This is a genomic window from Streptomyces sp. sk2.1 (genome assembly GCF_008120935.1).
In the GTDB taxonomy this organism is placed as follows: Bacteria; Actinomycetota; Actinomycetes; order Streptomycetales; family Streptomycetaceae; genus Streptomyces.
Window position 1 is genome coordinate 3,553 of record NZ_RDBO01000037.1, and the last position, 19,772, is coordinate 23,324.

At 70.2% G+C, this 19,772-nt stretch carries 19 protein-coding genes and 2 pseudogenes; 14 read left to right on the forward strand and 7 right to left on the reverse strand.

Annotation, left to right across the window (positions count from 1 at the left end):
- The 4 genes from EAO76_RS44520 to EAO76_RS14115 all read left to right on the forward strand — a co-directional run.
- On the forward strand, positions 1 to 281 hold a 281-nt coding region (locus tag EAO76_RS44520), incomplete at its 5' end, for a hypothetical protein (RefSeq protein WP_187438612.1).
- Positions 278 to 964 (forward strand): 4'-phosphopantetheinyl transferase superfamily protein, encoded by a 687-nt coding sequence (locus tag EAO76_RS14100; RefSeq protein ID WP_148836290.1) that lies wholly within the window; start codon positions 278 to 280, stop codon positions 962 to 964. The genes EAO76_RS44520 and EAO76_RS14100, both read left to right, overlap by 4 nt.
- Complete coding sequence (locus EAO76_RS14105) at positions 937 to 1,710, forward strand: SDR family NAD(P)-dependent oxidoreductase (RefSeq protein ID WP_148836291.1); 774 nt, start codon at positions 937 to 939, stop codon at positions 1,708 to 1,710. The genes EAO76_RS14100 and EAO76_RS14105 overlap by 28 nt, the downstream gene beginning before the upstream one ends.
- A 434-nt stretch (positions 1,711 to 2,144) precedes the next feature.
- Positions 2,145 to 4,874: a hypothetical protein gene (locus tag EAO76_RS14115; protein WP_148836292.1), complete on the forward strand. Its 2,730-nt coding sequence runs from the start codon at positions 2,145 to 2,147 to the stop codon at positions 4,872 to 4,874.
- A gap of 154 nt (positions 4,875 to 5,028) precedes the next feature.
- Here the strand turns inward: EAO76_RS14115 and EAO76_RS46175 are convergent, their stop codons facing one another.
- On the reverse strand, positions 5,029 to 5,163 hold the full coding sequence (locus EAO76_RS46175; RefSeq protein WP_262375458.1) for a hypothetical protein: 135 nt from the start codon (positions 5,161 to 5,163) through the stop codon (positions 5,029 to 5,031).
- A gap of 37 nt (positions 5,164 to 5,200) precedes the next feature.
- Positions 5,201 to 5,716: a MarR family transcriptional regulator gene (locus EAO76_RS14120; protein ID WP_262375459.1), complete on the reverse strand. Its 516-nt coding sequence runs from the start codon at positions 5,714 to 5,716 to the stop codon at positions 5,201 to 5,203.
- 39 nt (positions 5,717 to 5,755) lie between these two features.
- Between EAO76_RS14120 and EAO76_RS14125 the strand changes: the two genes are divergently transcribed.
- Positions 5,756 to 6,724 carry a DMT family transporter gene (locus EAO76_RS14125; RefSeq protein ID WP_148836294.1) on the forward strand — a complete coding sequence of 323 codons (969 nt, stop codon included), beginning with the start codon at positions 5,756 to 5,758 and terminating at the stop codon, positions 6,722 to 6,724.
- A 33-nt stretch (positions 6,725 to 6,757) separates the two neighbouring features.
- Here the strand turns inward: EAO76_RS14125 and EAO76_RS14130 are convergent, their stop codons facing one another.
- Together EAO76_RS14130 and EAO76_RS14135 are read right to left on the reverse strand one after the other, a co-directional pair.
- On the reverse strand, positions 6,758 to 7,246 hold the full coding sequence (locus EAO76_RS14130; protein ID WP_262375460.1) for a hypothetical protein: 489 nt from the start codon (positions 7,244 to 7,246) through the stop codon (positions 6,758 to 6,760).
- Between the two features lie 184 nt (positions 7,247 to 7,430).
- The gene (locus tag EAO76_RS14135) at positions 7,431 to 7,904 is read right to left on the reverse strand and encodes a MarR family transcriptional regulator (protein WP_222872160.1); all 474 of its coding nucleotides are present in this window, start codon (positions 7,902 to 7,904) and stop codon (positions 7,431 to 7,433) included.
- 76 nt (positions 7,905 to 7,980) lie between these two features.
- Here EAO76_RS14135 and EAO76_RS14140 point away from each other — a divergent pair, with 76 nt between their 5' ends.
- Positions 7,981 to 8,355 (forward strand): cupin domain-containing protein, encoded by a 375-nt coding sequence (locus tag EAO76_RS14140; RefSeq protein WP_148836295.1) that lies wholly within the window; start codon positions 7,981 to 7,983, stop codon positions 8,353 to 8,355.
- Between the two features lie 203 nt (positions 8,356 to 8,558).
- Here the strand turns inward: EAO76_RS14140 and EAO76_RS14145 are convergent.
- Positions 8,559 to 9,221, reverse strand: a pseudogene (locus EAO76_RS14145) (nitroreductase); the annotation flags it as partial.
- A 136-nt stretch (positions 9,222 to 9,357) separates the two neighbouring features.
- Between EAO76_RS14145 and EAO76_RS45380 the strand changes: the two are divergent.
- Positions 9,358 to 9,516: pseudogene (locus EAO76_RS45380) on the forward strand (sigma factor); the annotation flags it as partial.
- 480 nt (positions 9,517 to 9,996) lie between these two features.
- Positions 9,997 to 10,770 carry a helix-turn-helix domain-containing protein gene (locus EAO76_RS14155; RefSeq protein ID WP_148836320.1) on the forward strand — a complete coding sequence of 258 codons (774 nt, stop codon included), beginning with the start codon at positions 9,997 to 9,999 and terminating at the stop codon, positions 10,768 to 10,770.
- Between the two features lie 226 nt (positions 10,771 to 10,996).
- Here EAO76_RS14155 and EAO76_RS14160 read toward each other — a convergent pair whose 3' ends face one another.
- Positions 10,997 to 12,139: a cellulase family glycosylhydrolase gene (locus EAO76_RS14160; RefSeq protein ID WP_148836297.1), complete on the reverse strand. Its 1,143-nt coding sequence runs from the start codon at positions 12,137 to 12,139 to the stop codon at positions 10,997 to 10,999.
- 674 nt (positions 12,140 to 12,813) lie between these two features.
- Between EAO76_RS14160 and EAO76_RS14165 the strand changes: the two genes are divergently transcribed.
- The 6 genes from EAO76_RS14165 (at position 12,814) to EAO76_RS14190 (ending at position 18,930) form a co-directional block, all read left to right on the forward strand.
- On the forward strand, positions 12,814 to 13,773 hold the full coding sequence (locus EAO76_RS14165) for an ROK family protein (protein WP_148836298.1): 960 nt from the start codon (positions 12,814 to 12,816) through the stop codon (positions 13,771 to 13,773).
- 45 nt (positions 13,774 to 13,818) lie between these two features.
- The gene (gene manA, locus EAO76_RS14170; RefSeq protein WP_148836299.1) at positions 13,819 to 15,051 is read left to right on the forward strand and encodes a mannose-6-phosphate isomerase, class I; all 1,233 of its coding nucleotides are present in this window, start codon (positions 13,819 to 13,821) and stop codon (positions 15,049 to 15,051) included.
- Between the two features lie 745 nt (positions 15,052 to 15,796).
- Positions 15,797 to 16,402: a TetR family transcriptional regulator gene (locus EAO76_RS14175; protein ID WP_148836300.1), complete on the forward strand. Its 606-nt coding sequence runs from the start codon at positions 15,797 to 15,799 to the stop codon at positions 16,400 to 16,402.
- Between the two features lie 70 nt (positions 16,403 to 16,472).
- Positions 16,473 to 17,927 (forward strand): FAD-dependent monooxygenase, encoded by a 1,455-nt coding sequence (locus EAO76_RS14180; RefSeq protein ID WP_148836301.1) that lies wholly within the window; start codon positions 16,473 to 16,475, stop codon positions 17,925 to 17,927.
- A gap of 29 nt (positions 17,928 to 17,956) precedes the next feature.
- Positions 17,957 to 18,208 carry a transposase gene (locus EAO76_RS14185; RefSeq protein ID WP_148836302.1) on the forward strand — a complete coding sequence of 84 codons (252 nt, stop codon included), beginning with the start codon at positions 17,957 to 17,959 and terminating at the stop codon, positions 18,206 to 18,208.
- Complete coding sequence (locus EAO76_RS14190) at positions 18,205 to 18,930, forward strand: IS3 family transposase (RefSeq protein WP_187438613.1); 726 nt, start codon at positions 18,205 to 18,207, stop codon at positions 18,928 to 18,930. The genes EAO76_RS14185 and EAO76_RS14190 overlap by 4 nt, the downstream gene beginning before the upstream one ends.
- A 191-nt stretch (positions 18,931 to 19,121) precedes the next feature.
- Here EAO76_RS14190 and EAO76_RS14195 read toward each other — a convergent pair whose 3' ends face one another.
- Complete coding sequence (locus EAO76_RS14195; RefSeq protein ID WP_262375461.1) at positions 19,122 to 19,628, reverse strand: suppressor of fused domain protein; 507 nt, start codon at positions 19,626 to 19,628, stop codon at positions 19,122 to 19,124.
- Positions 19,629 to 19,772 lie beyond the last annotated feature (144 nt).

The following is a 19,772-nucleotide window of genomic DNA, read 5'->3' on the forward strand; positions in this document are numbered from 1 at the left end:
ACATCGAACGCATCACCCTGTACGAGCCCGGCGACGACCACGACCTCGTCCGGACCCACCCCACCGGGCTGCGACTCCACCACTCACCCGCCACCGGCACCAGCACCGCCACCACCCCGGACGGCCGCGTCGTCGCCCAGATCTCCGGCATGCGCGCCACCGTCCTCGCCCGCGTCCCGGCCCGCCCCCGCACCGCGACCGCCGAGACCGTCACCACCGCCGTGCGGGCCGCGACCGGACCGACCGCGGACGGTCGCCGGACCGAGGACGACACCCCGTGACGCCGGCGGTCCCCGTACTCACCGGAGCCCGCCACCGCCGGGTGGCCTCCGCGGCGGGCCCGGTCGACCTCTGGTGGTACATCGCCCCGCGGGGACGCCCCGTACCCGGCCGGGTCCTGCTGCGCCACGCCGTCGCGGCGCGGCAGGCCCGCCCGGCCGAGACCGTCGCCCTGGTCCGCGACCCGCTCGGCCGCCCCGCGCTCGCACCGGAACAGAACCTGCCGCCCCTGCGCCTCACCGCCGCCCACTGCGGGTCCGTGACCGTGGCCGCACTGGTCGCGGCGCCCCGGGACGGCATCCGGATCGGCATCGACATCGAGCATCTGGTCTCCCCTCCGCCGCCGGAACTGCTGCGGTACGCGCTCCGTCCGGGCGAGGCCACCACGTCGGCCGACCGGCCCGAGACCATACGGAGGGAGGAGTTCCTCACTCTGTGGACGGCCAAGGAGGCCATGGCCAAGGCCCTGGGCTGGTCCCTGCTGCGGGCCCTCGTCGACGTCGAGATCACCCTGCGCCCCCGGCTCTCCCTGGCCCGACTGGGATACGAACCAGCGCCCCGCGGCTGGCAGTTGCTGCCCCTGAACCTGCCAGGGACACCGCACACGATCACCCTCGTCACCCACCATCCGCCCTCCGGCCCACGACGGGAGAACACATGGACCTCACCGGCAGGACCGCGCTGATCACCGGAGCCACCCGAGGCATCGGCCTGGCCATCGCCCACACCCTGCACGCCCACGGCGCCCGGCTCGTCATCACCGGCCGCTCCGAGGAGGTCGGCCGGGCGGCCCTCGCCCGGCTGGACGCCGGGGACGACATCGCCCTGTGCGTGGCCGACGCCACCGACCGGGCCGACGCCGAACGCGCGGTCGACGAGACGGTGGACCGCTACGGGCACCTCGACATCGTCGTCAACAACGTGGGCGGCGCCACCGACTTCGCCACCGTCGCCGACATCACCGACCACACCTGGCACCACACCCTCGCCCTCAACCTCGACTCCGCCCTCTACACCACCCGCCACGCCCTGTCCCACCTGATCCCGCAGCACTCCGGCCGCGTCATCAACATCGCCTCCATGGAAGGCCGCGACCCGGATCCCGGCCTGTGCGCCTACGCCGCCGCCAAGCACGCCCTGATCGGGCTCACCCGGGTCCTGGCCAAGGAGGTGGGGCCGTACGGCGTCACCGCCAACTGCGTGTGTCCCGGTGCGGTGGAGACCGACTGGTTCACCGAACAGGGACCCCGGGCCGCGCGCGTTCTCGGCACCGACTACCCCGGCCTGGTGCGCCACTTCACCGACCGCACCGCCACCGGCCGCCTGACCCGCCCCGAGGAGGTCGCCGCCGCCGTCCTGCTCCTCGCCTCCCGCGCCGGCTCCGGCATCACGGGCGCGTGCATACCCGTCGACGGAGGCGCCACCGTCTGAGAGCTCCCCGGTACGGCGCCAGGAGGCTCCTCACGGGCCTCCCCGTCGGAGATCCGGTGTTCAGGGAACGGCGGGAATCTGCCGACGCGGGGCGAAGAGGCTTGATTGAATGGGGAGTTGGGACGGGAATCAGGAAATGGGGAATCGGGACCATCACGCGACGAACCGGTGGGGTCGCCCGGTCTCCGGGACTGGGGGCAGACGTGGACGCACGGGACAGCGCATCAGGGCCGTTCGAGCAACCGCAACCGCGACCACCGCTTCCCCCGTACCCTTCGTTCCCGCCGCTTCCCCCGCAGGTACCGCACCTCCCGCCGCCGCCACCGTCACCGCCGGCGGCGGCGGGCAGTCGGGCGTCCCGGGCGGCCGGAGCGCTTGTCCGGTCATTCAAATCCCATCGCCGGTACTGGTGTTGGGGAATCCTGTCGCTGGTCATGGTGCTCGTCGCCGGTCTGCTGACCTTTGTGTTCCGGCCGGAGGAGAAGACGCCTCCGCAGCTGGCCTCGGAGGCCACGAAGAGCCTGCGTGCCTGGCGCGGGATCACCTATGCGGGGACCACGGTGAACGGCAACGGCGCGATCATCGGCTTCCGGCTGACGGTCGCCCGCGACGGCACCGCGTACGGAACCCTGAGCCGTGACTCGGGGGCGCTCGCGGAACTCGCTGTGCGCCCCGGGCGAACCCTTCTGCGCGGCAACGGCCAGTGGTGGTTCGAGCACGAGCCGGGCAGCGCCGAAGCGCTGGCCAACACCTGGATCGCCGACCCGCCGCAGAGCGTGACCGGCCTGGCCGAGCTGTCCCGGATGACCCCGACGGCGCTCGCCGACGCCCTCTCGGGCAAGGACACCGACGGTCCGTCCGGGCGGCCGTCCACGTGGCGCCAGAGCGGGGCCGCGTCGGTGAACGGCCGCCCGGCGAAGGCACTGACCAACGGCACCCTGCGCTTCGTGGTGAGCGCGTCCCCTCCGTACCGGCCGCTCTCGGTCGGCCTGCCGGGCGAAGCCGAACCCGAGGAGGACACCACGTTCGCACCTGCGCCGGATTCCTCGGACGCGCACACCGTCGCCTTCCGTCAGGGCCCGTCGGACGCTGCCGCACGGGGCGCGGGCCGGGTGCGGGCAGCGGCCGGTGAGCCCGCGCCCGCCCCGGCCCTGTCGTCCGCGGTCAGCGAGCCCGACAAGGCCCAGGTGCGGAGCACAACGGAGAACGTACGCCGGGTCGACACCTCGCAGGAGCAGGCCGAACCGCTGAGCCGACGTGTGGCGGCCCAGACGGACGTGGCCGTACAGCTCTCGACATCGTTCTGCGCCACTCCGAGCTGCCCGGCAACCGTGAAGGTGACCAACCAGGGCACCGCTCCGGCCAACGGCACGGTGATCGTGACCGTAGCCGGACAGACACCGCTGAACAGTCCTGTTTCCGTGCCCCCCGGCGGAAACCGCACGCTGACGACGGCGGCGAGGAATGTGGCACCGCCCGGCCAGACGATCCGGGTGAGCTGGTCCGCGGTCTTCTACGAGGCGAGCGTCATGGGCGACGACCCGGCGCTCGTCAAACGGCTGATGGGCCGCGGCTTCAAGCTCAATGAGCCACTGGGGGACCAGCGGGCCAACGACAGCAAGGGCAGGCCCGTCCTGCAGCTGCTTGAGGCGATGACGCCCGACATCGGTCCGCGGACCAGCCCCCAAGTCCGCGAGGACCGGATCAGCAAGGTCGGCCAGACGGTGGCCAATCTGGTGCGGCAGGGCGCGTTCGAGCCGTTCCACGACTTGGCCGTGAACACCGACGGCCTGCAGCTCACCACCGCATCCGGCTTCGCCGAACTGGAGGCGAAGACAGCTCAGCTCACCACCTCCGACCGACGAGCACTGGAGCACGCGGGCGATCTGGCGCGCGCGGGAAACAAGATCGTCTGGGGCGCCACCTACAAACCCAAGGACTCCGCGGACGGCTACGAGGCCGACCTCCAGAACCTGACCGGCAAGCAGACCATCCAGCTCAAGGCCGTGTCCGGGGGCACGGACGAGGTCGTGGACGACTTCGCGAAGGCGGTCGACGAGCTGTCCGGTGACGGAGTGGTCCCGCCCGGCTTCGAAAAGGTCGCCTGGATCGACATCGCCCCCGACGCGTCCACGCCCCTGGCCGGCAGCGACCGGCAGGCACTGGTGAAGGAGCTCAGGAGGCTCAAGCTCGACAAGCACTGCCGGGGCGCGAACGGTCCCGCCTTCGACACGGCCGTGTTCACCACCCATCCGCCCGGCCCCGACGGCACCCCGCAGCGTACGAACAGCGTGTTCACCTGCAACGAGCTGCTGAACAGTGCCGCCGACCACCGCAAGCACATCCAGGACGAGATGGTCTGGAAGGCCAACAACGACCCGGTCTGGTACTTCCGCAACTACATCATCGACGGCCGCCGAAGGAGCGAGGAGACCACGGAGAACGGCGTCACGCTGCCGATACTCGCCAAGGACAACGAGAACCACTGGATCTCCAAGAACAAGATGCCCTCGGCACCCGGCGCGAAGCTGTCCCCCGCGAAGTTCGTCGGCCTGGGTTCGGTCGGTGACGCGAAGCGGATGGGCCTGCTCGACAAGGTCGCCGACCATCGCAAGGCGTCCGTGGATCTCACCAACGCGGAGCGGAAGTTCCGGGAGAACGAGAGCACGGCCAATGGGCAGGCGCGGGACAAGGCGCTTCAGCGCTACCGGAAAGAACTGGGCGTCAAGCCCAACAACAGCTCCATATCCGAGCGGCTCGGTGAGAGCGCGGCTCGCTACCACGTCATTCCGGAGGAGTTCCGGGGAGCCCGGTGGATTCCCCTGCCCAAAACCCCCAATGGTGCCGACATGTTCGACCAGCTGTACCTGCTCAAGGACGGCAGTCTGCTCATCGTCGAGGCCAAGGCGCCATCGGGCAGCCTCGGCTGGCGTCAGGGGAAGGGCCGTCAGAAGAACAGGCTGGTCCAGCAGGGGACCAGGGAGTACCTGGAGACGATCATCGAGGCGATGAAGGAGCGTGCGGCGAAGTCCCCGCGGGACGGCGAGCTGGCGCACGACCTGGAGGAGGCGCTGGGCCGGGGCAAGCTCCGCTACGTCCTCGTGAAGGCGAAGGACGGCGGCAGCTCCTACGGGGGTGCCACCATGCAGGAATGCGCCATCTGACAGGAACGACGGCGTTGACGGCTGCACCGCCGGACCTCGGGGCCGGGCGGGACCAGGACCGTTGTCCGGGTGCGGGCCCGGCGCGGCCATGTGTCGGTACCGCGCCGGGCGGGATGCCGGCGCGGCCCGACTCCTGGCCTGTGGCGGGACGGGCTCACGCGTTCTCCGCGGCGGATCGGGCGGCCTCGCCGTCCGGGGGCCGGGGCCCGGGGACGGCCGCCGCGGCGAGGCCGGGGCGGGTGTCCCGCAGGGCCCGGCAGACGGCGGCCTCGTAGACCGGGCGCACCACCCCTGCGCCAACCGTGTTCGTCGGTGCGGTGGAGGGGTCATCGTGGTGCGCCGGGCGGTGGTTCGACGCGTGCCAGCCAGGTGGTGAGCAGCGTTTCGAGGTGTGCGGCCTCGTCGGGGTCGAGCTCGTCGAGCATGCGGCGCTCGTTGTTCATGTGGTCGGTGAAGGCCCGGTCGAACAGCTCCCGCCCTGCCGTGGTGAGCGCGACCACGCGTCCCCGGCCGTCCTCGGCGGACCGGCGACGCGTGACCAGCCCGTCGCGTTCGAGCCGGTCGATGCGCTTGGTCATCGCGCCCGTGGTGACCATGGTGAACGCGGCCAGCTCGCCCGGGGCGCGCTCGAAGGGGTCCCCGGCCCTCCGCAGCGCCGCCAGCACGTCGAACTCCCCCTCGTTCAGCCCGTGTCGCCGGTAGACCAGGCACAACTGCTCGGTCAGGAGGCCGGCGAGGCGATGGAGCCGGCCGATCACGCCCTGGGGGCTCACATCCACGTCCGGGCGCTCCCGGGCCCACTCGGCCTGGATGCGGGCGACGTGATCCTCGTAGTCGTTCACGACTTCACTATAGCTTCCATGGAAGCTATATTTCCTTCCGTGGAAGCTACTGTGCGATGGACGCTCGTGACGGCGATCGCCCCGGTCGCCTGGGGGACGAACTACTTCGTCACCCACGAATACCTGCCCACCGGCCATCCGCTCTACGGCGCGGCGATCAGGGCCTTGCCCGCAGGGGTTCTGCTGCTGGCCCTGTGCCGGCGAATGCCCCACGGGGCGTGGTGGTGGAAGTCGCTGATCCTCGGCACCCTCAACATGGGGTCCTTCTTCGCCCTGGTCTACCTCGCGGCCCAGTTGCTGCCGACGAGCATCGCCTCCACCATCATGGCGGCCTCACCACTGGTTCTGATGCTGCTCGCCCTGGCCGTGATCGCGGAACGGCCCCGCGGCCTCCCGCTGCTGGGCGGCGGCATCGGCATCGTCGGCGTATGCCTGATGCTGTTCACCGGCACCGTGGGCCTGAACGCACTCGGCGTCCTCGCATCGGTCACGGCGATGGTGACGTCCTCCCTCGGCCACGTGCTCGCGAAGCGGTGGAGCGCCGAGGTCGACGTCCTCGCCTCGACGTCGTGGCAGCTCGTCGCCGGAGGTCTGGTCGTGCTGCCGTTGGCCGTCGTCCGCGAAGGAGAGCCTCCCTCCCTCGACGCGGGCGCGGTCCTCGGATTCGCCTACGTCACCGTCGTCGCGACCGCGGTCGCCTTCGTCGCCTGGTTCACCGGCCTGCGTCATCTGCCGGCGGCCGCCGTCGGCCTGGTCGGACTGCTCAACCCGGTCACCGGCGTGCTGCTCGGCACCGTTGTCGCCGGAGAGGCCCTCACCCCGAGGCAGACGTGCGGACTGCTCCTCGTCCTGCTCGGGATCGTGCTCGGGCAACCCGCCGCCGCCACGGCCGCCGCCCGCATCCGGTCCCGGGTGACCGGGGCGGACTCCCGTCGCGACGGGCCCGCTGACCGGACCGGCCGCCCCGGCCGACGGGAAACCGACCGAGCCGCACGGCGGGGCCGCTGACCGGGCCCGCTGCGGAGGGCTCACGCGCAGGGCTCACCGAGGTGCGGGGGAATCCCCGGTCGCGCGTCGTCGGCCGGGCCACATGTCGTCGTACGCCGCGTCCATGAACCGCGCCTGCGGCCCGCGCAGCGCGGACGTGTCGTTCGTCCCGCCCCGGGCCGCCCCGGCGAGGCCCGCCGCGTAACGGTAGGCGGCGCCCCGCAGGGGCTCGCTTCCGGCGGCCAGGTCGATCTCCGCCTGGGCGAGCCACAGGTCGTCGACGAGCAGGTCCAGTTCCGGATCGACCGCGGCACCGTCACCGGACGGGCGCCTGAGCACCGCCTTCTCCACCTGCGACGCAATGCTCAGGAACTTCAGGACCGCATCCTTCAACTCGGCCCGGTGCGCGGCCGATTGCTGCACTTCGAGCTGCCGGGCACTCACCCGGGAGACGAGGAACTGGCCGAACAGAGACCCGCCCGCGCCGAGCGCAACACCTGCCAGCGACAACAGCGCCGGCCCCAAGGTTCCCCAAGATCCCATGGCCGGATTATCCCAACACCGGTTCGGCAAAGGGTCTCGGGCCCGGGACGACCGGACGATCGCGAAGGCGCGCTGCTCGTTCTTCACCCCGCGCCCGTTCTTCACCCCGCGCTCGTTCCTCACCCCGTGGTCGACCCGCCGCGGTCGTCGCGGGCGTGGCCCTTCGCCGCGACCCCGTCCCGTATCACCAGACGGGGCGCCAGGGCGGGATCGAGTCCCCGGCCAAGGCGCGGATGACCGCCGCGAGTTCGGCCCGCGGAACCTGTCGGCCGGCTTCGTGGAGCTGCTCGGCCAGCTGCGCCTCCAGCTCATGCAGGATCCGTCCGGCCGCGGCCAGGTGCTCCAACGCCTTCCCGGTCAGGACGACGAGCTTGCGCCGGCCGCCGGCGGGGTGCGGCCGGCGCTCGACGTAGCCCCGCTTCTCCAGGTCGTCGATGATCTGGCCGGCGGCCTGCTTGGTGACCCCGAGCCGCTCGGCCAGTTCGCTGCTCGTCGCGCCGGAACCGCGCAGCGCCTGGAAGACGAGCCCGTGCACGGGGCGCAGATCGGCGTGGCCGGCGGCGTCGAGACGGCTCACGAACTCGGAGAGGACGAGCTGGAAGGCCATCCCGAGCAGGAAGGTGAGTTCGGCGCGCTCAAGGGGGTCATGGGTCTCCACCGGTTCATCTTGACACACCTGAATAAAGCAACTTTACTCATCGCAAGTAAAGGAGCTTTACACAGGAGGTGCGTACATGCACGTGGTCAGCGAGAGCGACCGGCGGACGACCAGGACTCCGGCCGGCTCCATGTTCGGCCTGGCCGCCCCCAGCCAGGGCAGTACCGAGGTCAGCACCTGGCGGGTGGAGCTCGGCGCGGACTCCGCCACGCCGGTGCACGTCATCGACCGGGAACAGGTGTGGATGCCCCTGTCGGGCGAGTTCGAGATCGAGGCGGAGGGCGGGACCGGGTGCGCCGGGGCCGGTCAGGCCGTCATCGTGCCCGCCGGCGCGATACGGCGACTGAGGGCCGCGGGCGGCCCTGCGGTGGCCCTGGTCGCCATGGCCGTGGGCGGCAAGGCGATGCTGCCGGGCGGGGAGGACAAGATCCCGCTCCCGTGGGCCGAGTGAGTTCTTCCCTCTTCCCTCCCATGTGAACGGCCCGGCCGGCCGACGGTACCCGCGGACATGGCGGGATCGGCATCGCGAGCCGCTGAACGCGCGGCTCGCAGGTCCGGGAATCCGGGCGGGTCAACCTCGGGAAGTGGATCGGTGGCGGAGCGGGAAGGGCGGCGATCCCGCCCCGCCACCGAACCGGCGGCGGGAACACCCCGACCGCCGACGAAAGTGACCGTTTCGGCGAGTGGGGCCCGGTCGATGAGGTCGCGACACGCGTCCGGGGCCTCGAACCCGATGGACACGCCGCAGAACAGGATCAGTCCCGGCAGGGGCGACACGGCCTCCGCGACGGTCCGGCAGTACACCGACCACGCCATCTGGGGGCAGGTGTGCAGCCCCTCGGCCCGCAGCAGCAGCATGACGGTCTGCAGGTACATGCCGAGGTCGGCCCATTGGGCCGGTCCCATGTCGCGGTCGATATAGCAGAACAGGGCCGCGGGTGCACCGAAGCAGTCCCAGTTCGCGGCAACGGCCGCCTCGCGCGATCGCCGGTCCTCGTGTGGGATTCCGAGCGCGGCGTAGCGTTGCTCCGCGGCGGCGGATCGGCGGTCCCGGTACGGGGACTTCAGGTCGGGCGGGTACATCTGGTACTCCCGCGCGTCCCCGGGGTCGCCTGCGGTCACTCGCTCGGCGGTGCGTTTCTTCAGCTCCGCCAGTGGTGCGTCGGTCAGCACGTAGACGTGCCAGGGCTGGAGGTTCGCCCCGGACGGCGATCGGGCTGCGGCGGACAACACACGTTCCAGCGTTTCCCTGGAAATCGGCTCCCCGCTGAACCGGCGCACCGCCCGTCGGCTCGCAACCGCTTCGTAGACGTCCAAGACGAACTCCCCGCATGTCGACTCCGGCCCCGTCGGTCACCTGATGTCGGGACCCTCCATGGTGATGACGGCCGGCGACGGGGAGAGGTGACCGACGAGCGCGCACGACGGCCTCGCAGAGGGCTTCGAGACGCACCGCAGCCGACTGCGCGCGGTCGCCCAGCGCATGCTCGGCTCCTGCGGCGAGGCGGAGGACGCGGTCCAGGATGCCTGGCTGCGACTGGCCCGGACCGAAGCCGACACCGTGCACAACCTGGGTGGCCGGCTCACGACCACGGTCTCCCGCATCTGCCTGGGCGTGCTGCGGGCCCGCACGTCGCGGAGAGAGGACCTGACGGGCCACCCGATGCCCGATGAGGGCCTGGACCCCGCTGCCGGTGGGCGCCCTCGAAGGCGATGTCCCCGAGCCGGCCGACGGCCCGGCCCTTGGAGGCGTTCACGGGCCGCACCTCGACCGCGGCATCGGTCCGGTCCCCGGCGATCACCTGGATGCGCCCCGCGGGAACGTCCAGGACGACGGAGACCGGGGCGGTGATGTCGAACGTCTGCATGCTGCTCTCCTGCACTCACTCGATGTTTCCGATACAAGAAAAGCTATGTTGCGTTCATGAATTAGGAAACAAATCCGTTGCGGATGATCTGAATCAATGCAGCTAGCAGCGATTAAATCGTTGCAAAAGAACTGAAGGCAATGCAATTTCAATTCAGTTTTCGTTGCAATGAATTGAGTGTGAACGCTATGCTGACGGCCTCGGAGAACATGAAGGAGGCCGTGATGCCGGGAGGCAGGCTCACCCAGCAGGACCGTCAGCAGATCGCACTGGGGCTGGCCGACAGCCTCTCCTACGCGGAGATCGCCAGAAACCTCGGCCGCCCGACCTCGACGGTCACGCGTGAAGTGATGCGCAACGGCGGCCCCACCGGATACCGCGCGGATCTGGCCCACCGCGCCACGGAACGGCGTGCCCACCGGCGCAGGCCGGCCCCGTCCCGGGAGCCGGAGTCGGCCCCCCAGCCGCACGGGCGGGACGCCGAAGCCGTCCGTGAGTACGAGGAGCTGTTCACCACCACCATGATGGAATCGGGCCTGCCCAAGATGATGTCGCGGGTGATGGTCTGCCTGCTCACCAGCGACTCCGGCAGCATGACGGCGTCCGAGCTCGCCCGACGCCTCCAGGTCAGCCCGGCGACCGTCTCCAAGTCGATCGCCTTCCTGGAGAGCCAGGTTCTCGTCCGCAGGGAGCGCGACGAGCGCCGCCGCGAGCGCTACATCGTCGATGAGGACCTCTGGTACCGGACGGTGATAGCCAGTGCCCGGTCCCTCGCCCAGCAGGTCGAGGTCGCGCGGCGGGGAGCCGGTGTCCTGGGCCCCGGCACCCCGGCCGCCGTCCGCCTGGAGAACGTCGCCCGCTTCCTCGACTTCGTCGGCGAGAGCCTCGCCCGTGCCGCGGAACAGGCCCGCGAGGTCCTCGGCACGAAAGCCGAGACCACCCCGGCCGACCTCGCCGGGCCGGACCCGGACCCCGCCGGGCCGGACTCGGAACGCTGAGCCCGAACAGCCGGGCCCGGACAGCCGGTTGTGAGTGCCGAATGGGACCACGCCGTGGGGTTCGGGTGATATCCGCAGGCCGCGGCGCAGCCCCTGCCCGTGGCGCGCAGGCGGAGACGGAGCGGACCGGGGCAGGAGCCCTCGCGGCCGCCTCCGTCGAAAGCGGTCGGACGCGGCGCCTCCCCGCAGCCGGTCGGGGGAGGCGCCGCGTCGGGAGCACGAGTGATCAGCTGTCCGCCGAGCTGCCGCGGACCATGCAGGAGTGGTTGTTCTCCCAGCCCCAGCCGTCGCCATCGGGGTCCGATGAGCCGGAGGCGCAGTAGGGGTAACCGTTCGGGGCCGTGTCACCGCCCTCCCCGCCTCCGTACACCGTCGCGGGCTCGGACGTGGTCGAGATGCCGTTGGCCCCGGTGAGGAATCGGCTGCCCCAACTGGTGGGCGCGTCCGGGTCGAAACCGTCGACCATGTCGAGGTATTCGACCCCGCTGCCGTTCCCGCTCCAGGACCAGCCGATGTATCCCACCTTCAGGGACTGGGCGGTCGCCATGATGGCGTCCTCGTCCGGGTCGCCATCGCTGTGCGCGTTGCCGAACTCGCCCACGACGATGGGCAGTCGGTTGTCGACGAAATAGTTGAGGTAGTCCTGCACCTCGGCTGCGGTGTCGTACACGCCGTACATGTGGATCGAGAAGATCGTGTTGCGGTCGGGGTCGGAGCCGAAGCCGGAGGCGGCGTTGGCCCTCATGGTGTTGGACCAGTCCTGGCCCCAGTTGGGCGCGTCGACCATCAGCGCGTGGTGGAGGCCGGCGCCGCGGAGTTTGGCGATCGCGTTCTTGGTGGCATCGGTCCAGGCGCTGTAACCCGTGTTGCCGAAGGGCTCGTTGCCGATGTTGACGACGACGTAGTTCTCCTGTCCTTCGAGGGCGCTCTTGACGGCAATCCAGTAGTCGGCGGCGCGGTCCAGGGACGTGGCGGCGCCGTCCTCGCCGTAGCCTGTGGTGTCGTGCACTTCCAGGACGCAGATCAGCTTGTTCGCCTTGCACTGGTCGATCAGTGAGGAGACTTCGGAGGCGCTGGTCCTGGTCCAGCGGTCACCACTGCCGAGGACGATGCGGACCGTGTTGGCTCCGGTGGCCGCGATGTCGGCGAGCGAATCGGTCTCACCCGGGTACCAGACGTGAGCGTGGTTGACGCCCCGCATCACGAACTCGTTCCCGTTGGCCTCGTACAAGCGACCGTCGGTGACCCGCAGGCCGGTCGCGGCTTCCGCGTCGGCAGCCGTTCCGAAGACGGCCAGCACGGCGCCGATCAGGCCGGCCATCGCCATGACGACGACCGTGTGCAGAGTGTTGCTCGGCGGCGGTTTCATGTCTCTCCTCAAAGTGGGGGCTGCGGAAGTCCTGGCGGGGCCGGGAAGGCCGGCTGCATCCCGGGTACGGCTTCATGAGCGGCTCGGCCGACGGCTGTGCACGCCGTACGGCTCGGGGGTACCGACGGTCGATCGGTGCGCCGACCACGTAGACAACGTTGTCGTCGACCTGGACGAAGGGCGGGACTCGGATCGTGCGAGGGGCATTCGTCCAGGAGTGACGCACCGGGACCTGTTTGCGCCTGCGGACGGAAGATCCCCCGGGCACGCCGAGTTGCGGCGAGCCCCGGGCACCGGCAGCAGGTCGGATGTCGCACCCATATGAGGCATCCAATGTTCCCGCCATGTCAATAGACGTGTCATGGATGTTTCGTCCCCCGTTCCGCGTGGGGTTCCGTCGCTGCGGGCCGACTTCCCGGCGGCCGTACCGGAATTCGCCCGGCACCTCCTGGTGCAATCGGAGATACCGCGAGGTCTTCGGTGGTGAGGGGCGCCTCGATCCAGCGGATTCCTGTCCGAATGCCGGAGGGGTCGATCGCATTCCCTTGATATGCGTCAAGTGGGATTTTGCTAAACTTTTACTTTACTGAACCAGTTCACTAGACAACGTTGTCAAAGCGAGGCACAGTATCGATTCCGAGCGATCGGGCATTCCGGCCAGGAAAGGGAAGAACGTGACGGTGTACGGAGCACTCGACATCGGCGGTACCAAGATCGCAGGGGCGCTCCTCGACGGAGAGGGCCGTCTCCTCGCGCGGGCGCAGCGCGCGACACCGGCCACGGGACCTGCTGTCGACCTGGCCGCGGTCGTGATGGGGGTGCTGGACGAACTGGCGACACACCCGGCCTGGGACGAGCTGTCCTGCATGGGCATCGCCAGTGCGGGACCGGTCGATACCGTCGTGGGCACGGTCAGTCCCGTCAACATTCCCGGCTGGCGCGGGTTTCCGCTCGTCGATCTCGTGCGCACGCACTCCCGGCTGTCCCCGGGGATCCTCCCGGTTCTGGTCGGGGACGCCGTCGCCATGACGGCGGCCGAACACTGGCTCGGTGCCGCACGCGGGTGCGGGAACGCCCTCTGCATGGTGGTGTCGACCGGTGTCGGGGGCGGACTGATCCTCGACGGGAGAGTGCACGCGGGGCGCACGGGCAACGCCGGGCACATCGGCCACATCACCGTCGACCACGAGGGTCCGCGCTGCGTCTGCGGTGCGCCGGGATGCGTCGAGAGCCTGGCGAGCGGAACGGCGATCGCCGCCCACGCCCGTGCTCTCGGATGGACGGCCGGGCCCGGCGTGCCGCCGAACGCCGCCGCGGTCGCCGCCGCGGCCCGTGCGGGGGACGAGCGGGCCCTTGCCGCCTACCGGAGAGCGGCGCGGGCCCTGGCCGCGGCGACGGCGGCCACGGCAGCCCTCGTCGAGCTGGAGCGGGTGGTCATCGGGGGCGGCGTCGCCCAGGCCGGGGACATCCTGTTCTCCCCGTTGCGGCAGTACGTGAACGACTACGCCGTACTCGACTTCACCCGTGGCATCCCCATCGTCCCCGCCGGTCTCGCACTGGACGCCGGACTCGTCGGAGCGGCCGCCACGGCATCCGCCCGAGCCGCGTCCCCGGCGGGGATCCCGCATTTCTGACACCGTCGTGTGCCGCCTTCGTCGGCAGCCCGGAAGGAAACACCTGTGGATCGGCTCCTGAACACCATCCGGCCCTACGACTGGGGCTCCACCACCGCGCTGCCCGAACTGATGGGCACCGCCCCCGACGGCACGCCACAGGCCGAGCTGTGGATGGGGGCCCACCCGGCGGCACCCTCGCGACTCCTCCGCGCCTCCGGTCCCGAGCCGCTCGACGCACTCATCCGCGCACGGCCGGCCGCCGAGCTCGGAGCGGCGACGCTCCGCAGGTTCGGGCCCCGACTGCCCTTTCTCCTCAAGCTGTTGGCCGTCGAGTCACCGCTCTCCCTCCAGGTGCACCCGGATCTGGCCCAGGCCGCCGTCGGACACCGGATCGAGAACTCGCAGGGTGTCCCTCCTGACGCCCCTCACCGCAATTACCGGGACGACAACCACAAACCGGAAATGATCGTGGCGCTCGGCAGCTTCGAGGGCCTCTGCGGCTTCAGGCCGCCCGCACACTGCGCCGACCTGCTCGAAGCTCTTCGTCTTCCCGAACTCGCCCCCCATGTCGGGGCTCTGCGGAAGGAGCCCGAGGAGCCCGCCCTGCGCGCCGTGTTCTCCGCCTTCCTCGCTGCCCCCGGGGCCCTGGTCGACGCGGTGGCCGCGTCGGTGGCCCGCGAGGCGGAGGGCGCGGGGCGCCACCGGTCCGTGTGGGAGGCGTATGACGGGATCGCCCGGGCCCGTCCGGGCGATCCGGGGCTGCTCGCCGCGTTGATGCTGCAGCACGTGCGACTGGCCCCGGGGGAAGGGATCTTCCTGGGAGCCGGGGTCCCGCACGCCTATCTGAGCGGGCTCGGCGTCGAGATCATGGCCGCGTCGGACAACGTCCTCCGATGCGGCCTCACCTCCAAGCACGTGGACGCGGAGGAGCTGCTGCGCGTGGTGAGGTTCACCGCCTCGCCCGTACGGGTCCTGCGGCCCGCCGCACGCGGAACGGAAGCCGAAGCGGTCTATCCGGCCCCGGTCGACGACTTCCGGCTCTCCCGCGTCCGCCCCTCCGGTGGATCGTGCGTCGTCCTGGACGCGACAGCACCCCAGATCCTCGTCTGCACGCGCGGGCGGATCGGGCTGAACGGCCCACACGGTTCGTTGGCCCTGGAGCCGGGGGACTCCGCCTACGCGCCGGCAGGCGAGCAGATCACCCTCCGGGGCGAGGGCGAGGTCTTCCGGGCGACTGTCGACGCGGGGTATGCGCACGGGGAGGGGCGTGCGACCGGTGCCGGTATGAAGCCCTGACACTAAACCGGTTTGGTTTCCGGTCCGTCTCGAATGAACACCTTCTGGAGACCGCTGCCCCGGGCTTCACCTCACCCGGCGGGCAGGTGTCCGTATGAGGATTTCTTCACGGCCTCCCTGCGAACCGTCGGCTCTTCCGCTGATCGCTGTTCTTTTCCGGCCCAGGTGATTCGAAAGTCATGGCAGCAGCTATTCGAACTTCCTGCGCGCGTGATTGCGGCCACCACTTGTTTCGAGGGGCCGGTGCGGGGCGGAAGTTCCGTACGGCCTGCTGTGAATGTTCGGCCGCGAAGGGCGTCCCACCCCGCCGGGCACCGCGTTCGCCAGGGCCCTTCACCTGCTGAGTGTGGCCGACCTGGCCGACGACACCTGTCGCCGCCGGACGAACCGGCAACTCACCGTGCAGGAGCCCTGCCACAAGTCGGCCCGGGCATCTGCCACGGCAGGCGCGGGCAGATCATGCGGGCATTCGGGACCGGGCGGGAGGCCCGGCTCGGTGCGTTGGGCCGCTCCATGGCTTCCGCGCCTCTCCATTCCGGCCGGCGGCTTGTGGCCGCTGCGCGGCCCGGCCACCGCCGATACCAAGGAGGAAGAGGAGGGATGAGCCGGGGCGGGGCCAGTCGGTGGACGCCGACGCGGTGTTCGGAGTGCTTGACGGCCCAGGTCGGGACCGTGCGACACCAGTGGTCGAATATTGCGCGCCCCGCATATTTGCGTGCCGCGCAATTTTTGTTACCGTCCTTCCATGGGGTTGCGAGAACGGAAGAAGGCCGAGACACGCACCGCGCTCAGCTGGGCGGCACTGCGTCTGGCCGTCGAGCGCGGGCTCGACAACGTCAAGGTCGAGGACATCGCCGAGGCAGCCGGTGTCTCACCGCGCACGTTCAACAACTATTTCTCCAGCAAGGGCGAGGCGATCGTCGCCCGCCACCTCGATCGTTGCCTGCGCATCGCGGAAGCACTGCGTGAGCGCTCGGCAGAGCCGCTGTGGGACGCGATCACTCGCGCGGTGCTGACACAGTTCGGACCGGACACCGCAGCGGCCGCTCATCCTGTTCCGGACGCGTCGGAGTGGATGGCAGGCGTGCGCATGATGGTGGCCGAACCGACGTTGCAGGGGGAGATGCTGCGGGCCGGGGCCATCGCCGAGGCCGAGATCGCCGCAGCCATCGCAGACCGCACCAGTACCGACCTGAAACAGGACCTGTACCCGCACCTCGTCGCATCCACGGTCATGGCCGCAACCAACGCCGCCATGGCACACCACCTCCGCACCGAACCGCCGGTACCGATGGGGCGCCTGCTTGCAGACGCCCTTGCCCGGATCGCGGCGGGTCTGCCGACTCCCTGACAATCCACTGCGGACAGCAAGCCCGGCGGGAAGTCGGGCCGGTGCCCCCGCCCGGAAAAGGAAACTGCCCATGATCGACGTCATCGTCGCGGGCGCCGGCCCCAATGGTCTGATGCTGGCCTGCGAACTCGCTCTGGCCGGTGCGCGCCCGCTCGTCCTGGAACGCCTCACCGAACCATCCGGCGAGCAGCGCGCGAACGGCCTGGTCGGCCAGGTCGTCCGTATGCTCGACCGGCGCGGACTGTACGAGCGGCTGACTGTACCCGGTGCCACACCTGAGCCGGCGTCCGGCTTCGTGTTCGGTGCGTTCCCGCTCGACCTGAACGACCTGCCGGACAATCCGCTCCACACGCTGATGGTCCCGCAACACAGGGTCGAGCGGATGCTCGCGGAGCGGGCAGCCGAACTGGGCGTCGAGATCCGCCGCGGTCACGAGGTCACCGGCCTGACGCAGGGCGAGGACTCGGTGACGGTCGGGCTGCGCGGGCGGGAGCCGGTGAAGGCGGCGTTCCTGGTCGGCGCCGATGGCGGGCACAGTACGGTCCGCAAGCTCGCAGGGATCGGGTTTCCCGGCGTGACCACGGATGCCTCGGTGTCACGCACCGCACACGTGAGCGTGCCCTTGGAGATGCTCGGTGCTGATGGCGGCCTGGCTGTACCCGGTTTCGGTGTCATACCGCCGTTTCGGCACCTGCGCACCGAGCGTGGCCTGATCACCTGGGCACCGTTCCCGGGCGGCGCTCCACTGATCAGCACGACGGAGTGGGACCAGCCGGCCGAGGGCAAGGCTTCACTTGACGAGCTTCGGTCCAGCGCCTCCCGGGTACTCGGCGCGGACCTGCCGCTTCACCCGCCGACCGGACCGGGACCGCACATGATGCGGCGGCTGTTCGGCGGCAACACCCGGATCGCGTCGCGGTACCGTGCGGGCCGTGTTTTCCTGCTCGGTGACGCCGCGCACGTGCACTCGGCGATCGGTGGCCCGGGGCTCAATCTGGGCCTGCAGGATGCGGTGAACCTCGGTTGGAAGCTGGCTGCGGAACTGCGCGGCCACGCGCCGGAGGGGCTGCTGGACACCTACGAACGGGAGCGGTCCCCGGTGGCGCGGCGGGTCGCCATGCACACTCGGGCGCAGTCGCAACTGATTCGCCCAGGCGCCGATGTGACGGCGCTGCGCGAACTGTTCGGCGAGCTGCTTGCCCAGCCTGCGACACGGCAGCACATCGCGAATCTGCTGTCAGGTGCGGACATCACCTACGACATGGGGCCGGCAACCGGACCGTTCGTCGGCCGATGGGCGCCGGACCTGCCAGGCCTGCGTGAACTCACCTGCACCGGCCGCCCGCTCCTCCTGGACCCCACCGGCACCCTCGACGCGGGCGTCTGGGCGTCGCACGTCGACACCGTGACCGTCCCGGGGCTGGACACGGCACTGCTTCTCCGGCCCGATTGCTACGTCGCCTGGCAAGGCACCACGAACGATGGCCTGCACGAAGCGCTGGGGGCCTGGTTCAGGGCGGCCTGAACAGCACGCCCGGCGGGGCGGTCGACCTCATGTGCTCCTCGCCGGACCGTTCCCTCACCGACATCGCCCACGGCCTGGGCATCCATCTGGAGACCCTGCGCAAATGGGTCCGCGACGACCGGACCCACACCCGGACGGCGGAGGGTGAGGGTGACGCCGACATGACTCCTGATGAGAAAGAAGAGCTCAGGTGTCTGCGGCGGGAGAACGCCCGGTTGGAGGAGGACAACGAGATCCTCCGGAAGGCCGCCGCCTGTTTCGCGCGGGAGACGACACGGTGATCCGCTTCCGTTTCGTCGACGGACACAGAGGCGCCCACAGGGTGAAGCGGATCTGCGACGTTCTCGGTTGGGACCGCTCCGGCTGCTGCACCCGGTACCAGAACAAGGAGGCACGGCAGGTGGAGGCCGATGCGGAAGAGGGTCCGGCCCGCCGCATCCGGGAGATCCACACCGATTCCCGGGGATCCTGCGGGGCTCTGCGGATCACCCGGAAACTCCGGTACCAGGGGCACGTGGTGAACCGCAAGCATGTCGCTCGGATCATGCGGGAGAGTGGGATCGTCGGGATGACGCGACGGAAGTCGCGGTCGCTGACGAGACAGGACCGCACGGCGCCGCCGGCGCCGGATCTGATTCTGCGAGACTTCACCGCGCCGCTGTCGGGTCCGAAGTTTGTCGGGGACGTCATCTGCCTGCCGACGGCCGAGGGACGGCTGTATCCGGCGACGGTGATCGGTCTGTGCACGCGGGAGGTCGTGGGCCGGTCGATGGCCGACCGCATGCGCACCACACTGGCCGCAGACGCCATCCGGATGGCGTCTGCGGGTGGACACACGGCAGGAAACGCGATCTTTCACTCCGATCGCGGGTCGCCGTACACGTCCCATCAATTCCACTCCCTGCTGGGCGAGTTGGATATTCGGCAGAGTGCCGGACGCACCGGTTCGTGCTTCGGTAACGCCGCCGATGAACCCGGTCAGCCTCCAAGTCCATCCGCGTGAGATCGGCGTCCCGCCGCAGCACGGCAGGACCTCCGCAATCCGTCGGCTCGTTCTCCGAGTCCCGGCCCCGTCAGCGCGAAGGCACTCGGCCACCACGACAAGACCACCACCCGCCTGGGCACCGAGGCTGGTGGAACCTGGAACCGATACGCCCTGGCGACCACGATCGGTGACCACCGGAGGACGGAAGCTCAGGCAACCGACGCCCTGAAAGGGTCGGTGGGGACGATCTCTGCCTGGTCGAAGAGCTGCTCCAACGCCTCGTGTCCGTGATGTCTGCGGAACTGGATCTCGGCTGTCGTTACGGGCAGGGTCCACAGGATGCGGGTGCGGCCCTCTGGAACGGGACAGTGTTCAAGGTCTGGTCCGTGGAGACAGGGCAGGCTGATCAGCAGGTGATCACAGCTCGACCTCGGCACCCACGGTTCACCGATCGGCATGCTGTACTCCAGGTCGAGCTGATGTCCTCCGCAGTGGTAGTGGGCGATCATCGCCATGAGCTCGATGAACCGCTGATCGCGGACGTGGGCGGTCATGACGAACTCGAGGCCGTGACCGTCCTTCTCCATCGCGGCCCAGCACCCGGCGGTCATATAGGCCCAGCCGTCGTTGCGGGGACCAGGCCCCACAACGAGAACTCGCAGATCGGGCGCCACCTCTCGCCGTTCCGGCCCGAGGCCGTAGTCGACGACCTGCACCGAGTGCCCCTCGAAGAACGCCCGGAGCCCGACCCGGACCCGGACCGGGAGCCGGCGTCGGAGCCGGACCCGCATTCCGGCCGAGGCCGCAGGAAGAGGCCGCGGGAAGGGGTTGCGGGAAGAGGCTGCGGGAAGGGGCCGCAG

Coding starts and splice junctions, on each gene's coding strand:
- EAO76_RS14105 (WP_148836291.1), top strand. CDS start 937: ATGGACCTCACCGGCAGGACCGCGCTGATCACCGGAGCCACCCGAGGC.
- EAO76_RS14115 (WP_148836292.1), top strand. CDS start 2,145: ATGGTGCTCGTCGCCGGTCTGCTGACCTTTGTGTTCCGGCCGGAGGAG.
- EAO76_RS14130 (WP_262375460.1), bottom strand. CDS start 7,246: ATGGGATCTTGGGGAACCTTGGGGCCGGCGCTGTTGTCGCTGGCAGGT.
- EAO76_RS14140 (WP_148836295.1), top strand. CDS start 7,981: ATGCACGTGGTCAGCGAGAGCGACCGGCGGACGACCAGGACTCCGGCC.
- EAO76_RS14155 (WP_148836320.1), top strand. CDS start 9,997: ATGCCGGGAGGCAGGCTCACCCAGCAGGACCGTCAGCAGATCGCACTG.
- EAO76_RS14160 (WP_148836297.1), bottom strand. CDS start 12,139: ATGAAACCGCCGCCGAGCAACACTCTGCACACGGTCGTCGTCATGGCG.
- EAO76_RS14175 (WP_148836300.1), top strand. CDS start 15,797: ATGGGGTTGCGAGAACGGAAGAAGGCCGAGACACGCACCGCGCTCAGC.
- EAO76_RS14180 (WP_148836301.1), top strand. CDS start 16,473: ATGATCGACGTCATCGTCGCGGGCGCCGGCCCCAATGGTCTGATGCTG.
- EAO76_RS14185 (WP_148836302.1), top strand. CDS start 17,957: ATGTGCTCCTCGCCGGACCGTTCCCTCACCGACATCGCCCACGGCCTG.